The 15,404-nt window shown below is 62.6% G+C and carries 15 protein-coding genes; 5 read left to right on the top strand and 10 right to left on the bottom strand.

The annotated features are described in order from the left end of the window. Positions 1 to 2: 2 nt before the first annotated feature. Genes A3840_RS18830 through A3840_RS18800 form a run of 7 tightly spaced genes read right to left on the bottom strand, consistent with a single transcriptional unit; the run spans position 3 to position 6,642 of the window. A complete protein-coding gene (locus A3840_RS18830; RefSeq protein ID WP_067460780.1) occupies positions 3 to 794 on the bottom strand; it encodes an amidohydrolase family protein in 792 nt (263 codons plus the stop codon). Between the two features lie 34 nt (positions 795 to 828). Then, a complete protein-coding gene (locus A3840_RS18825) occupies positions 829 to 1,200 on the bottom strand; it encodes a VOC family protein (RefSeq protein WP_067460778.1) in 372 nt (123 codons plus the stop codon). Positions 1,201 to 1,210: 10 nt separating this feature from the next. After that, a complete protein-coding gene (locus A3840_RS18820; RefSeq protein WP_082904045.1) occupies positions 1,211 to 2,413 on the bottom strand; it encodes a fumarylacetoacetate hydrolase family protein in 1,203 nt (400 codons plus the stop codon). After that, complete coding sequence (locus A3840_RS18815) at positions 2,410 to 3,231, bottom strand: carbohydrate ABC transporter permease (protein ID WP_067460776.1); 822 nt, start codon at positions 3,229 to 3,231, stop codon at positions 2,410 to 2,412. Before A3840_RS18815 ends, A3840_RS18820 begins: the two co-directional genes overlap by 4 nt. Next, positions 3,228 to 4,166: a carbohydrate ABC transporter permease gene (locus A3840_RS18810; RefSeq protein WP_067460774.1), complete on the bottom strand. Its 939-nt coding sequence runs from the start codon at positions 4,164 to 4,166 to the stop codon at positions 3,228 to 3,230. The genes A3840_RS18815 and A3840_RS18810 overlap by 4 nt, the downstream gene beginning before the upstream one ends. 16 nt (positions 4,167 to 4,182) lie before the next feature. Next, positions 4,183 to 5,301, bottom strand: coding sequence for an ABC transporter ATP-binding protein (locus A3840_RS18805; RefSeq protein WP_067460772.1), 1,119 nt, complete (start codon positions 5,299 to 5,301; stop codon positions 4,183 to 4,185). Between the two features lie 57 nt (positions 5,302 to 5,358). Continuing rightward, positions 5,359 to 6,642, bottom strand: a complete 1,284-nt coding sequence (locus A3840_RS18800) for an ABC transporter substrate-binding protein (protein ID WP_067460770.1) — start codon at positions 6,640 to 6,642, stop codon at positions 5,359 to 5,361. Between the two features lie 495 nt (positions 6,643 to 7,137). Here A3840_RS18800 and A3840_RS18795 point away from each other — a divergent pair, with 495 nt between their 5' ends. The 5 genes from A3840_RS18795 to rpiA are packed head-to-tail and all read left to right on the top strand — an operon-like array spanning position 7,138 to position 12,400. Then, positions 7,138 to 8,604 (top strand): aldehyde dehydrogenase family protein, encoded by a 1,467-nt coding sequence (locus A3840_RS18795; RefSeq protein ID WP_067460768.1) that lies wholly within the window; start codon positions 7,138 to 7,140, stop codon positions 8,602 to 8,604. Then, entirely contained in the window at positions 8,604 to 10,145 is a 1,542-nt protein-coding gene (xylB, locus tag A3840_RS18790) for a xylulokinase (protein ID WP_067460766.1), read from the top strand. The genes A3840_RS18795 and xylB overlap by 1 nt, the downstream gene beginning before the upstream one ends. A 10-nt stretch (positions 10,146 to 10,155) precedes the next feature. Further along, complete coding sequence (gph, locus tag A3840_RS18785; RefSeq protein WP_067460764.1) at positions 10,156 to 10,821, top strand: phosphoglycolate phosphatase; 666 nt, start codon at positions 10,156 to 10,158, stop codon at positions 10,819 to 10,821. 1 nt (position 10,822) lies between these two features. Beyond that, complete coding sequence (locus tag A3840_RS18780; protein ID WP_067460762.1) at positions 10,823 to 11,662, top strand: MurR/RpiR family transcriptional regulator; 840 nt, start codon at positions 10,823 to 10,825, stop codon at positions 11,660 to 11,662. Positions 11,663 to 11,689: 27 nt separating this feature from the next. Continuing rightward, positions 11,690 to 12,400: a ribose-5-phosphate isomerase RpiA gene (gene rpiA / locus A3840_RS18775; protein WP_067460760.1), complete on the top strand. Its 711-nt coding sequence runs from the start codon at positions 11,690 to 11,692 to the stop codon at positions 12,398 to 12,400. A gap of 30 nt (positions 12,401 to 12,430) precedes the next feature. On the opposite strand, the gene A3840_RS19525 is transcribed toward rpiA, so the two are convergent. The 3 genes from A3840_RS19525 to A3840_RS18765 all read right to left on the bottom strand — a co-directional run bounded on the left by A3840_RS19525 (position 12,431) and on the right by A3840_RS18765 (position 15,149). Then, on the bottom strand, positions 12,431 to 12,718 hold the full coding sequence (locus A3840_RS19525; RefSeq protein ID WP_131798389.1) for a hypothetical protein: 288 nt from the start codon (positions 12,716 to 12,718) through the stop codon (positions 12,431 to 12,433). A 319-nt stretch (positions 12,719 to 13,037) separates the two neighbouring features. After that, on the bottom strand, positions 13,038 to 14,237 hold the full coding sequence (locus A3840_RS18770) for an IS91 family transposase (protein ID WP_082904043.1): 1,200 nt from the start codon (positions 14,235 to 14,237) through the stop codon (positions 13,038 to 13,040). 3 nt (positions 14,238 to 14,240) lie between these two features. Next, a complete protein-coding gene (locus A3840_RS18765; RefSeq protein ID WP_067460758.1) occupies positions 14,241 to 15,149 on the bottom strand; it encodes a tyrosine-type recombinase/integrase in 909 nt (302 codons plus the stop codon). Positions 15,150 to 15,404: the final 255 nt, after the last annotated feature.

Raw genomic sequence — 15,404 nt, 5'->3', positions numbered from 1 at the left:
TTTCAGGCCACGAGGTCGCCGACGACCCGCCGGATATTGTCGCCGAGCACGGCGCGGCGGGCTTCACCGGAATGGTGGCGCAGCAGCGCTTCATACATGGCTAGGCGCGCATGCATGAGGAAGAACGGCATGTCTGAGCCGAAGCAGACCCGATCATGGCCGAGAACCTCGATGGCCTTGAGGATTGCACGCTCATGGATGGCGCTGCCGATAACGCTGATATTGTCGTGCTGAGACGCGATTTCGATCGCAGAGCGATCGAGTGCCGGAAAAGCGGCGCCGCCGATATGGATCATGAGGAACTTGATCTCGGGGAAACGCGCCGCAATATTGCCGAGCCGGAACGGATGGGTCTGCTCGAAAAAGTCTGCGCCGATGTGAAAGGCGATTGGTTTGCCATAGCGGGCTGCATGCTCAATAACCGGCATGGAGAGTTCGGCGTCATCAATGACATAGTCATCCTGCGCGCCGTTGAACTTGATGCCAAGAAGTCCGTATTCCTCGTAGCATCGCGTCACCGTGTCCTTGGCGTGCTGCACGCCCAGATGCGGATTGGTCCAGCCGAAGCCCAGGAAACGGTCGGGGAAGCGCTTCACCGCATCGTGGATCGCCTTGTTCTCGGGCGCGATATCCTTGGTATAGGGCGGCTTGAGCCAGATCAGGGACTTGTCGACGCCGGCACGATCCATTTTTTCGATGAGATCCTCGGCGACCATCGCCAGCGAGTCGAAGCGCGACGAAGAAATGTGGCAGTCGGCATCGACGATAAGCGATGCGGTATCCGGGCTGGTCATGAATGTCTCCTGGCCTTTGATTGGGGGACGCCGGTCAGAGCCGGCCGAAAAGTTCGAGCCGCTCGCCGTCAGGCCCACGGAAGAACACGCAGCCCTTCCCCTCCCAGAGCGGCATGGCTTCAGTGAAAGTGATTGCCGGGTCGATGTGGCGAATGGCTTCCATCGCTTCGGGGAGTGACTCCACGGCAAAGGCAATGTGATTGACCTGAGCGTCGCCGCTCACCTCTGCCGGTGCACCGGCGACCAGTTCGAGTTCGGCGCCGTCCAGGCCGAGAAAGGCTAGTTCCACCACATCGCCAAGCCTGCGCCGGTCGCGCAGTTTGAGGCCCAGGACCTCCGTATAGAAGGCAATGGAGCGGTCCATATCCGTCACCATGACGCCGATATGTTCGAGCTTTTGCAGCATGTTCCGTTTCCTAGCGGGCACTGTTGGCGGGCAGCAGCCCGCGATTGGCGAGATTGCGCATCAGCGCCCGGACACCGAAGCTCCAGTGCGGCGCCTCATGGGCGAGCGTCACTTCATTGCGGAGCGCACCGAGCAGCGGGGTTTCGATTTCGACCACATCGCCCGGCTGGTGCGTAAAGCCGCTGCCAGGTTCTGCACGGTCCTGCGTGGGCGCGAACATCGTGCCCAGAAACAGCATCATACCGTCGGGATATTGGTGGTGCTCGGACATGGCCTGCGCCACGAGATCGGCAGGCGAGCGGCTGATCTCGCTCATGTTGGAACGGCCGGTCATTTCGAAGCCGCCGCCGCGCACGCTCATGGTCAGGGTTGCCGCCTCGACATCCTCGATGGTGAAATCGTCATCGAACAGGCGGATGAACGGCCCGATGGCGCAGGACGCATTATTATCCTTGGCCTTGCCCAGGAGCAGGGCCGAACGTCCCTCGATGTCGCGCAGGTTGACATCGTTGCCCAGCGTAGCGCCGACAATGCGGGCGGAGCTGTTTACCGCCAGCACGATCTCGGGCTCCGGATTGTTCCACTTGGAGGATTTGTGGACGCCGACCTGTGCACCATAGCCCACAGCCGACATTGGCTGGGATTTGGTGAAGACCTCCGCGTCCGGGCCGATGCCGACTTCGAGATACTGCGACCAGAGCCCCTCCCCGATCAGCGCCGCTTTGACCTCGGCAGCATGCGCCGATCCGGCCTTGATATTGGAGAGGCTGTCACCGATGAGCTCGCCGATCCGCGTGCGGATGGCAGTCGCCATCTCCGGCTTGCCGGCGGTTCGCTCATCGATCACCCGCTCAACCATGGAGCGGGCGAAGGTCACGCCGCACGCCTTGATCGCCTGCAGGTCGCAAGGCGCGAGCAGGCAGGACCGCTCGGCCCCCGGGCGCATATTCCCGGGATCATGCAGGAAGTCGGCGAGAGACCCCAGAGCCTCCCCGCCATGCGTGTCCCAGCCGGATACGAAATCTGCATCGAGCAGGTCGGACATGGTCGGGTAGTCAGCCGTCACGTCGTACAGGACGTTGTCGCGTAGATAGACAACCGATGGGCCACCCCGATCCGCCCGCCACACCCGGCCGACCTGCTTTGCCGGGCCAGGATCTTGCGGCAGCAGGGCTGAGAGATCGCGGCCATCTTTGGAGTGCGGGGCGCTCATTTGACCGCTCCATGGGTGATCCCCGAGATGAAGTGCTTGGAGAAGAATGAGAAGACGAGAATGGTGGGAAGCGAACCGATCAGCGTTGCCGACATGAGCGAGCCCCAGAAGAACACGTCGCCGCGCACCAGTTCCGTGGTCGCCGCCACCGGCAGCGTCTTGCTCGACGGGGTGGAGATCAGCGTCACCGCATAGAGATATTCCTGCCAGGTCATGACGAAGGCATAGAGGAAGACGGTAAGGATGCCCGGCATGGCCAGCGGGACGATCACCCGCCGCAGGATCTGGATGGTATCGGCACCATCCATGCGGGCGGCTTCATCCAGCTGCCGCGGAATGGAGCGGAAATAGCCCATCATAAACCAGGTGCAGAACGGTACGGTCAGCGTGGGATAGATGAGGATCAGCGCCAGCAGAGAATCCTGCAGGTGCAGTGCGGTCATCACGCGGGCCAGCGGGATGAAGATCAGCGCCTGGGGCACCAGGTAGCTGATGAACATGCCGATGCCCATGGCATTGCTGAGCGGGAAATTGTAGCGCGAGAGGCTGTATCCCCCCAGCGTCGAGAGCACCACGGTGATGCAGGCGACGATGATCCCGACCATCAGGCTATTGCCGAACCACCTAAGGAACTGCGTCTCGAACAGCAGGTAGGTGACGTTCTTGAGCGTCGGCGCCATCTGGAACATGAATGGCACGCCCTCGAAATTATAGAGGTCGGCATCCTGCTTGATGGCCGTCTGCAGCATCCACACGAAGGGAATGAGCACAAAGAGGGCCAGCGGGAACAGGATCAGGAAACGGCCGCGGGCATTCATAGTTCGCGCTCCTTCCAAGAGAGCTTCAGCATGAGCAGGGAGAGCACGGCGAAGACGGGCAGGAAGTAGAGCGTGATGGCCGAGGCCTCGCCCAGATTGCCCGACAGGATGCCGCGCTGGAACGCCAGGGTCGCAAAGACCTGCGTGGAGTTTTCGGGGCCGCCACGGGTCAGGATCTGGACCACGGCGAACTCGTTGAAGGTGAAGATGGTAGCGTAGAGCACCAGCACTGCCAGCGTTACCCGCAGCATCGGCAGGGTGATGAGCCGGAATTTCTGCCAGCCACTGGCACCGTCGAGATTGGCGGCCTCATACAGGGAGCGCGGCACGCTGATAAGGCCGGCGAGCAGCATCAGGCCGAAGAAGGGAAATCCGCGCCAGACGTTGACGATGGCAATGGAAATCATGGCCAGCACGGGCTCGCCCAGCCAGGACAGGCCGAAGTCCATGATGCCGGTGGCCCGCAGCACCCAATTGAAGGGGCTATAAAGGGAATCGAGCAGCCACAGCCAGGTCAGCAGGGACAACGCGATCGGCGCCACCCAGGAAAACAGCAGCAGGGCCGTTATGGTGCGACGCCCAGCGAAATTGTCGTAGAGCGCCAATGCCATGAGGAGGCCGAGCCCGATCTTGAACACCACCGCGATCAACGTGAAGACGAAGCTGTTGATCACCGCCTGCCGGAACAGGCTGTCGCCGAGCAGGCGAATGAAATTGTCGAGGCCGACGAATTGCGGGGTCAGCAGGGTGCTGATTTCCGCATTGGTCATCGAGAGAAAGATGCTCATCGCGAAGGGATAGGCGATGAGCGCGGCGATCAGCAGGAAGCCTGGCAGGATAAGCAGCAGCCCGGTCAAGGCGCGTTTGCGGCGCCTGCTGCGAATAGCCGGCGATGGGATAGGGATGGCGTTGGGTGCAACGCTTTCAACGGTCATTGAATTGATCCTCGCATCAGGCGGCGATCGCGAGCCGGGGTACGCCGAGGCGCAGGCCAGCAGCGTCGGCGGCGAAAAGGTGCATGCGGCTCATATCCACGTGCAGGTCGAGCGTGGCGCCCACCTGCGGCATATGCTGCGCGGCGACCACGGCGATGAATTCGGCTCCGCCGGCGCGGCAATAGAGGTGGGTTTCCTGGCCCAGCGGCTCGACCACTTCGACCTCTGCGCGCAGCACGTTTCCGCCGGTATCCTGCGCACGGTCGCCGATATCGCTTGGACGGATGCCGAAGCGCACATTGGTGCCTTCAGTGTCGGCATAGGCCTTTTCCAGCGCCGCCGGGATGCGGAGGCTGAAAGTGCCGGTTTCGACCCAGAGCCCGCCGTCGCGCGAGACGACGCGCGCATCGAACATGTTCATCTTGGGGCTGCCAATGAAGCTGGCGACAAAAGCATTGGCGGGGGAATTGTAGATATCGAGCGGACGGCCCACCTGCTGGATGACGCCGTCCTTGAGCACCACGATCTTGCTGCCCATGGTCATGGCTTCCACCTGATCATGGGTGACGAAGACGCTGGTGGCATTGAGGCGGTGATGCAGCTTGGAAAGCTCGGCTCGCATGCCGCCGCGCAATGCCGCGTCGAGATTGGAGAGCGGCTCGTCGAAAAGGAACAGGCTGGGCTTGCGCACCATGGCACGCCCCAGCGCTACACGCTGGCGTTGTCCGCCCGACAATGCGCCGGGACGGCGATCCAGCAGCTTGGAAAGCCCCAGAATATCGGCGGCCTCGCCGACGCGGCGCTCCATTTCAGCGCGCGGCAGCTTCTGGATGATCATTGAAAAAGCCATGTTGTCGAAGACCGACAGGTGCGGATAGAGCGCGTAGTCCTGGAACACCATGGCCACGTCGCGCTCCTTGGGCGGACTGGCGGTGATGTCCCGGCCGTCGAGGTGGATTTCGCCGCTGCTGGGGTCTTCCAGCCCGGCGATCATTCGGAGGATCGTGGATTTGCCGCAGCCAGAGGGTCCCACGAGAATGGCGAATTCGCCGTCCTCGATGACGAGATTGGTGGGCCGCACGGCTTCTACCGTGCCATAGAATTTGCGCACTTGGTCAAGGACAAGCTGAGGCATGTTTGAACTCTGATGGTGGCCCCGCCGCCTGGGCGGGGCGCTAAGTTGAAGGTGACGTCAGGCGCCCTGGCGGGCCTGGATCTCGCGGATCTGGCCTTCGGCCCAGGCCATGGCTTCGTCGGCATCGCCGCTGCGCACCGAGCGCAGGAACATGTCGGGCAGCACATAGGTGGCCGCCACTTCGGCAGCGGTCTTGGAGATCGGGCCAGGATAGCCGTTGGGCTGGGAGATTTCGGGGATGCCCACGAGATCGGCGATATGCGGGTCTTCGGCTAGTACGGGACCGATCTGGGCCGCATGGTCGCGCAGGCCGGGATAGTTGTAGCCCACCACGGCCGGGTAGGAGCTCATCCAGTTGTCGACCAGATAGGTCAGCCAGCGCTTGGAGGCTTCGATATTCGGCGAGAATTCCCAGATGCCATAGCCATAGACCATGGAGTAGTTGACCCGGGTCCCGTTCGGTCCGGCGGGCGGCAGCGTGTGGAAGATGTGCTGGCCGATATCGGGAGCCTGCGCCATCGCCGTCTTGTAGACGCTGGGGGCGTTGAGGGTCCACGATCCACGGCCCGAGATCATGAAGCGATTGTTACCCGAGTCGTCCCATGACAGCACTTCAGGCGTCATGGCGCGCTCGTAGAGCTCCTTGGTAAATTCCAGCGCCGCCTTGGTTTCAGGCGAGACGATGGTGATGTCGGCGCCATCCGGCGAGATCCAGGCCGCGTCGAAGGCCCAGAGCAGGCAGTTAAAGTTCGCGGTGGAGTCGGCGCCGCGGGCAAAGGACATGCCGACGGGATGGCCGATTTCCTTGAGCTTGACGCCCGCTTCCAGCACCTCCTGCCAGGTCTGGGGCACTTCGGCGCCGATGCGCTCGAAGAGGTCCCTGCGGTAGCAGGCGGAGTGGTCGATGTAGTAATTGAGCACGCCTTTCCAGGTGTCGCCGACCTTGGTGTAATTCTCCGCCACCGGAAGCCAGCCGCCATTGCGGGCGCCCAGGTCCTCGGCGATGTCGCTGACATCGGCCAATTGGTCCGCATAGACCGGCAGCAGGGTGAACGGGTCGATCAGCTCGACGATGTCGTGCCCCTGCTGGGACGAAACTTCGGACACATAGCGCACTGCCAACTCGGCTTGGGCGATATGGTCGGAGATCACCTGGATCCCGGTTTCCGCCTCGAATTTGGCGGCCAGTTCCTTGAGCCAGGTTTCGTATTCCGGCACGAAATGCGAGCGCGACAGCATGCGCACGGTCTGGCCCTGCTGCGCCGCTGCCCTACCGATCAGCGCCGGCGCTGCGAGCGCTGCACCTGCACCGATCAGTACGTGCCTGCGATTGAATTTCATCACGTTATCCTCCCCTTCCATGGCCGGCTGACTGCCGGTCCGTTGCGTCTTCGGCCTGACGCTCTCCTCACCTTGTTCGCCGATATTTCTAGTAAAACTACATTTTGGATGGAGGGTGTCAATGGCTGATTTCGCATCTGGGAGCAGATCGGCAGCGTGAGAGACACCGGTGCAGCGACCTGAAACGATTGCAGATGTTAATCAGGCATTTACTTATTCGAAGCCGACAGACTTGCGGTGGAAAGAGCAAGAAACGTCATAAATTGTTGTTTTGAGAGGTTTTATCTCACATTGAGAGAAAGCGTCTCCATAGAAAACGACCGTCGTAACGTTTGGAGGAATCGCCGACCCGGCACGGTCATCAAAAAAATTCTGGACCAAGTTTTACACCCAACATCGCCGCCGATCGCCACTTCCTCGCTTGCCAAAATGTAGTTTTACTATAATCTGGCGCTCGATTGCAGAACGGTGCCTGACATCAGCAGGGAGAATTCGATGACTATGGGCGTGTCGGGAGAGGTGCTGATCGGGGGCAAATGGGTGGCTGGCAACGGTTCACCAGTTGCTGTCGAAAATCCTGCCACCGGCGAAATCGTGGCCGAGCTCAACGCGGTGTCGAAGGAACAGCTCGAAGTCGCCGTGACGGCCGCCCGCGCCGCCTTTCCTGCATGGGCTGCTCTGCCCCCGGTCGCCCGAGCGGCCCTCCTGCGGCGCACCGGTGACCTCGTGATGGAACGCGCCGCCGATATGGCGCGCACCATGACCATCGAGCAGGGAAAGCCGTTGAACGAGGCGCATGGCGAGATCGAAAAGCTGGCGCAGACCTTCTGGTTCTATGCCGAGGAAGCGGTGCGTGTGCACGGGGAAATCATTCCCAATGACAGCATTGAATTCCAAAGCCTGGTGGTGCGCGAGCCGATCGGGGTCGTGGCAGCCATTTCGCCGTGGAACTATCCGGCCGAACTGATTGGCTGGAAACTTGCCGCGGGGCTTGCCGCCGGTTGCACGCTCGTTATCAAGCCGCCTGAACTGACCCCCTTTACGGGGCTGGCAATCGGCCGGTGCCTGACCGATGCCGGCCTGCCTGACGGCGTGGTCAACATTCTCGCCGGCAAGGGCCGCGATATCGGACAGGCGCTGATCGAACATCCACAGATCGACAAGATTGCCTTCACCGGTTCCAACGCCGTGGGCATCAAGATTCAGCAGTCGCTGAGTTCGATCAAGCGGCTCTCCCTCGAACTTGGCGGGAACTGCCCGCTCGTGGTCACGAGCTCCGCCGATCTCGATGCGGCGGTCAAGGGGGCGGCGCGCCGCTCCTTCCGCAATATGGGCCAGATCTGCATCGCCATAAACCGCATCTATGTGGCCCGTGATCTTTACGAGCCGTTCCTCGAACGCCTTGCGGCGGCGGCGGACAAGCTGGTTATCGCCAATGGGCTGGACAATCCGGCTGCCGACCTTGGCGCCATGGCCTCAGCCGATCCCCTCACAAAGACGAAGGACCATCTCGCCGACGGGCTGGCCCGCGGTGCGCGGCTGATCGCCGGTGGCGCGGCCCCCGAAGGCGACGCCTTTACCCGCGGCCATTTCTTCCGCCCCACCGTGCTTGCCGATTGCACGCCCGACATGAAGGTGATGAGCGAGGAAACCTTCGGTCCGCTCGTGGGCGTTGCGCCTTTCGACGATCTGGCCGAGGCGGTGGAACTGGCCAATGCCTCGCTCCACGGACTTGCCGCCTATGTCTATGCCAAGCACATGGACGAGATGCGCTACCTTACGGCGCGGCTCGATTTCGGCAGCGTGGCAGTGAACAATGTCGATGCTGGCATCATCAATGCGCCCTATGGCGGCCGCAAGCAGAGCGGCGTCGGCTATGAGCATGGCCGAGAGGGCCTGCTGGAATACTTCAACCTCAAGCATGTTCGCATCCGCTACGACCATCCGGAAGGTATCGCCTGATGCGGTTCGAAGCGCTCCTAGGCATTGATGTCGGCACGTCCAGTTGCAAGGCGCTGCTGCTCGACCCTTCCAGCCAGGTTCTGGCGACACACAGCGCCGACTATCCAGTGCTCAATCCGCATCCCGGGTGGTCCGAACAGGACCCCGAATGCTGGATTGCCGGCGCCCAGGCCGCCGTGCGCGGAGCATTGTCTAAGTGCCCGGGCGTCAAGATCATCGCCATTGGCCTTTCCGGGCAGATGCATGGCCTGACCCCGCTCGACAAAGACCATACGGTGCTGCGGCCCGCCATTCTCTGGAACGACCAGCGCAATGCGGATGAGGTCGCGGCGATCACCGAAGCGGCGGGCGGGCTTGAGAGTCTCCTTGCGCAAACCAACAACCCGATGCTAACCGGATACACCGGCGGCAAGATTGCGTGGATGCGACGGCACGAGCCGGAACTCTATCCGCGCATGCGGCATGCGCTCAATCCCAAGGACTATCTGCGGCTGCGCCTTACCGGCGAGGTCGCGACGGAAGTGTCCGACGCGTCCGGCACCGGCCTGTTCGATGTGCGCAACCGCCAATGGGCTCGCCCGCTTATCGAGCGGTTGGGCATCGATCCCGAGATCCTGCCGCCATCCCACGAATCGGATGTGATTACGGGGAGGGTTTCGGTTGAAGCCGCTGAGGCGTTTGGCTTGGAACCGGGCATTCCCGTTGTCGGCGGAGGCGGTGATGCCGTGATCCAGACGCTGGGTTCCGGGGTCATCGATCCCGGCGACCTGCAGACGACGCTCGGTACGGCGGGTATTCTCGCGGCGGCGCTCGACACGCCGGCTGTCAACCCGAAGGGCCGCGTCCAGGTTTTCTGCAACATCGCTCCCGACCGCTGGCACGCCATGGGCGTATCACTCGATGGCGCGGGTCTGCTCACCTGGTTTCAAGCCATTGCCGGTGAGCTCGCCGATGGCGCTGGCAACGTCACTATCGAAAAATTAGTGGAGCGGGCAAGCAAGAGCCCTCCGGGCGCACGGGGCCTCGTCTTCCTGCCCTATCTCAGCGGCGGCCGTTGCCCGCATCCCGATCCGCATGCGCGGGGAGCCTTTGTCGGCCTGACGCGCCGACACGGCGATGCCGATATGGTTCGCAGCCTGCTTGAGGGCGCGGTCTATGGTCTGCGTGACATGTATGACGCCATGGCGTCGCTGGGCCTGGGCCGCCATCGAATCGTTACCTCGGGGGGCGGCACCCGCTCCACGCTCTGGCGGCAAATGCAGGCCGATATTTTTGGCTGCGACGTGGTCACCACCGATGGCGCGGAGGCCGGGGGCGCCATGGGCGCTGCCATGGTGGCCGGCATCGGTGTCGGCATCTGGGCGGACGCGTCGACCGCCGCCCGGCTGCGGCGCACCGAAACGCGCTGCTCCTTCAATCCCGAACTCCAAGAAACCTATACCCGCATGTTCACTATCTATCAGAGCCTCTACCCCCTGCTGCGCGACAGCTTCACACAGCTCGGCCACCCCGGCTTCGACGCTGGCGTTGCGGGGGCGTGACGACTTATCCATGACGAGCAAGGCTATTATTTTCGACCTCGACGGGACACTGATCGACAGCGCCCCCGATATCGCCGCGGCGGTCAATCGCTATCTCGAGCCCCGCGGACGCGGACCGTTATCGGCCGAGCGTGTCGCCCGCTTCATCGGCAATGGACCCCGTAAGCTGATGGCCGATATCCTGGCCGACCAGAAGCTGCCCGTCGATGAAGCGACTTTGGCTGAGGCCCACGCGACCTATCTCGAAAATTACAACCGGCACCCGGCGGCGCTGACGGAGTTCTATGCCAATGTCCGCGAGGACCTTGCGCTTCTGGCCGAACGAGGTTTTCGGCTGGGCATCTGCACGAACAAGCCACATGCGCTGACCCAGAAGATCCTCTCCCTATTGCAGATCGATCACATGTTCGAGGCCGCCATCGGGGCCGATGCCGTCAAGGATTGCAAACCGCATCCCGACCATCTCGCAGCGGTCTGGCAAGCCATGGGCATATCGCCACGGCAGGTCATCTATGTCGGCGACAGCGATGTGGACCGGATGACCGCGCAACGCGCCGGCGTGCCCTTCTTTGCCGTAAACTGGGGCACCGGTGCCGATGTGGCGGTGGAGCCCGCCTTTCGTCTCCACCGCTTGGCAGATATCGTGGCGCATACCGAGGCGACACATGATGGTTGATATGGGCTCGAGCCTGCTGCAGCGTATTCTGAGAGAAACACCCAATCTGGGCAGAGCCGAGCGACTGGTCGCCGAAATCGTCCATGCTCACCCAGATCAGGTCATTCATATGAGCATGGCAACCCTCGCCGAAAAAAGCGGCGTGAGCGATCCGACCATCATCCGGTTCTGCCGCCGCTTCGGGTTCGAGGGCTATCAGGATTTCAAGGTGCAGCTGGCACAAAGTCTGGTGCCGACTGCTCCCTTTCAGTATGAGCAGATCACGCGCATCGACACGGCCGAGAGCATTGTCCGCAAGACCTGTCGCAACGCATTGAACTCGGTTCAGCGGGCGCTGGACGAGGTGGACTCGGCGCAAATCGAAACTGCCGCCAGGCTCATCATGGCGTCGCAATGGACCGGCATCTATGCATCGGGCATTTCGGAAATCACGGCGCTCGACGCCGAGCACAAGCTGCAGCGTCTGGGCCTGCGATGTGCGGTCATCGCCAGCCGCGGACAGCAACGCCTTCAGGCCGAATTTGGCCGGCTGGGTGAACTGGCTATCTTCTTTTCCGAGTCCGGGGCCACCCGGCACCTCGTGGAATTGGCACGAGGCATAAAGGCGGGGGGCACCAAGGTGCTTTCGATCACCGCTGACGACAGTCCCCTGGCGGAAACCAGCGACCATGTGGTGGCGGTCTCCGCCTATAACCAGACCGAATTGATGACGCCGCTCGGCTCGCGCCTCAATCACTATCTCACCGTCAATATGATCGTGGCCACCATTGCCGCCCTCAATGGCAGCAACGCGCCCGATCAATTGCCCGCACTCGATTCCTGGCACACCGAAAAGTTGTAGCCCGGCGCTACACGAGAAAAGACAGCTATGATCACTCAAGACGATGCAAAGAAACTTGCCGGCCAACTTGTAATCGAGCGCTTTGTTCGCCCTGGCATGAAGCTGGGCCTGGGCTCCGGCACCACCTCGCACTTCTTTGTGCGGGAGTTGGCCAAATATGTGGCCGATGGTCTCGAACTCACCTGCACCACTACCTCGAGCCATACGACCAGGCTCGCCGAAGAGGTAGGCATTCAGATCACCCCCATCAATGACATCGGGGTAATCGACCTCACCATCGACGGCCCCGACGAGATCGACAACCAGTTCCGCATGATCAAGGGCGGTGGAGCCTGCCTGCTTTGGGAAAAGATCGTGGCCCATGCCTCGGTGCAGATGATCACCATCTGCGACGAGACCAAGATCGTTCCGCAGCTGGGTGCCTTTCCCCTCCCCGTCGAAGTGGTGAAGTTCGGCTGGGTGCAGACGGCGCGCCTTGTGGCGCAAACTCTTCAGGATCACGGCGTCTCTGGCGCCGATATCGTCCGCCGAGAGCGCGACGGCGATGTCGTCTCGACTGACAGCGGCAACATCATTCTTGACTGTCATTGCGGCCGAATCGATCAACCCGAGGCGCTGGAGCTTGCCCTTAATGCAATTCCAGGCGTCGTCGAGAACGGTCTGTTCACCGGCGAATCCGCTGGAATGGTAGTCGGACGTCTCGACGGCACCGCGACAGTAACTATGCGGCGGTCCTGACCTGCGCAATTGACCACTCGACGGATCAGTTCATCGCCCCGGTTCGAAGCACCATAGACGCTGCACTACCAGAAATACGGAAAAGTCGGCGATGCTTAGGCAGTCCAAAGTGCGGAAGTGCCAGGAGCGGAACGGTGGGTTCGGCATCGCCTGTGTTCTTGCATCCCATGGCAATTCAGCCTCAAGCACCAGGCCGGCGGCGGGTCGGTCGACGATGCCGCGGCTGCTTTTGATGATGCCGTCGCTAGAAGCTGCCGGTCCGCTACGGCCCCAACTGAGCTGTTGGAGCGCGCGGCCGGAATGGCTGCTTTCCGTCATGCGGTCACCGAGAGCGGACAGGCTGCTCACGTTGAGAGTTTCGGCTGCCGGTAGGCGCCCGAAAATCCCCGAAGAACGAACCCGCGAGCCACGGGGTTGGTGCTATGGGTTTTTCTGGATCTGGCCGGCCTGGGGGCCGCCCGGAGAGGGTGATTGGGCTGCAGCGCTCAGGGCGAGCGGTTCAATGTCACGGCCGTTGAGATGGAATCTGCGGCGGCAGTTGTGACCGAGCGAGCGGGTGATGACCATCCAGGGATGGGCGGGCGCGAGGTCTCTGGCAGGCTGCGATGGTGTTATCGCGGTCTGAGCACGCAATCGGTCATGCCGGGTCATGGACGGTCTCCCGGGTTGGTGGTCTCGTGGTTGGCGGCGCCCGGGGCTGGCACCACGCCGCGAAGGTCTCGATGATCACCATGGTGCCGCCGCAGCAGGGACAGGGCGGGAGCGGATCTGAGGTCTCGGCGGTCGGCGGGTCGTCCGTCGTCGGCGCCACCCCCAGCATGTCGCGGGCCTGGGCGAGGCAGTCCTTGCGGGCGGAGCTGGCGAGCAGGCCGTAGTGCCGGATGCGGTGGAACCCTCGGGGCAGAGTGTGCAGCAGGAAGCGGCGGATGAACTCGTCGGCGGTCAGGGTCATGACCTGCTGTCGGTTGGCGCCGCTGCGGCGATAATCCTTGTAGCGGAAGGTGATCTCGCTCCCATCGAATCGGAGCAGGCGGCTGTTGGAGATCGCCACGCGGTGGGTGTAGCGCGAGAGATAGGCGAGCACTGCCTCAGGCCCGGCAAAGGGCGCCTTGGCATAGACCACCCAGCGTTTTCTGCGAGCCGGCGCAAGGTGACGCTGGAAGGCTCGGCGATCGTTGAGCCCTGCAAGCTTGCCGAAGAAGGCGAGTTTTCCGGCACCATGGAGGTCGAGCAGCCGGGTGATGAACAATCGCCGGAACAGCGCGCCCAGCACCCGCACCGGCAGTAGGAAGGCCGGCCGCGACGAGATCCACCGACCATCCGGTGTGATGCCGCCACCGGGCACGATCATGTGGATATGGGGATGGTGGGTCATGGCCGAACCCCAGCTATGGAGCACCGCGGTAATGCCGATGCGGGCGCCCAAATGCTTTGGGTCGGCCGCGATGGTCAGCATGGTCTCGGACGCCGCCTTGAAGAGCAGGTCATAGATCCGCGCCTTGTTCTGGAACGCAATGTCAGCGATCTCGGCCGGCAGCGTGAACACGACGTGGAAGTACCCGACCGGCAGGAGATTGGCCTCCTGGGCCTCCAACCATGTGCGTGCCGCCGCGCCCTGGCACCGCGGACAGTGCCGGTTGCGGCAGGAGTTGTAGGCAATCCGCTGATGCCCGCAGTCGGAACAGGCTTCGACGTGACCGCCCAGAGCTGCGGTGCGACAGGTCTCGATCGCAGACATGACCTTGAGTTGGCCCAGGCTCAGATGCCCGGCATGGGCCGCGCGATAAGCTGGGCCGGCAGAACGGAAGATATCGGCGACCTCGATGGTGGCACGCACCGCTCAGGGGTCGGGCGGTTCCTCGGTCGGAACGAAGATACCCAACTTGTCGAGCGGACTGGTGACGGCCCGCACCGTGCGCGTTGCCACCTTGGTGTAGAGGGCGGTGTTCTCCAGCTTGGCGTGACCGAGCAGCGCCTGGATAATGCGGATATCGACGCCGTCCTCCAGCAGATGGGTGGCGAAGCTGTGCCGCATTGTGTGTGGGCCGACGCGCCTGGTAATCTCGGCCGCATGCGCCGCCTCGACCACGACGCGATAGAGTTGTCTGGTGCTGATCGGCTTGAGCGCGTGTTGGCCAGGAAACAGCCAGCCGTCGCGGTGCAGCACGCCTTGGCGATGGCCGACCTGCCACCATTGACGCAACAGGGTGAGCAGGTCGGGCGAGAGCATGGCGTTGCGATATTGCCCGCCTTTACCGCGCTCGACCCGGATCAGCATGCGTTCGCTGTCGATATCGCGCACCTTGAGCATGGCCACTTCGCCAACGCGCAGTCCGGCGCCATAGGCAACCGACAGCGCCGCCTGGTGCTTGAGGCTGGTGGTGGCGTTGAGCAGGCGCGCCACCTCGTCGCGGCTCAGCACCACTGGCAAATTGCGGGGACGGCTCACGCGCACCAGCTTGCGCGCCAGATCGGGCCGATCGAGGGTATTGGTGAAGAAGAACCGCAGCGCCGAGACCACGCTGTTCATGGTGGGCACCGGAACGCCGGCTTCACTCTGGGCCAGCTGAAACTGGCGAACATCCTCGGTGGTCGCGGTATCCGGCGGCCGCCGCAGGAAGCTGGCGAAGCGCCCCACATCACGGATGTAGTTGCGCTGGGTCGCCACCGAGAAGTGGCGCATGTTCATATCGTCGATCAGCTTCTGGCGCAGCGGGCTGACGGGGGTGTTGAGGAGAGGCGTGGTCATCGTTCGGCTCCTGGGTTGAAGGAGCCAAAAGGGAACGCCTGAACCAGGCGATCCTCAATCAAGCCGTGACGGCCGATGCCTTACCGGTATCTCACCGCGCGCACCCTCCCGCGCAGCGGCTTAGTTCACCGGCCCCGCTTTGCCATGGATGGGCAGCCGAATGAACGGCAGGTTTCAGGCAGCGACCTGACCAGCCTGAACGACGACAATGGGGTCGAGGCTGTGTGAGAACTCACCCAAGCGGAGCGGTCAGGA

Source organism: Devosia elaeis (assembly GCF_001650025.1).
In the GTDB taxonomy this organism is placed as follows: domain Bacteria; phylum Pseudomonadota; class Alphaproteobacteria; order Rhizobiales; family Devosiaceae; genus Devosia; species Devosia elaeis.
The sequence above is the reverse complement of the archived record's forward strand: the minus strand, read 5'-3'. Positions and strand labels throughout refer to the sequence as shown.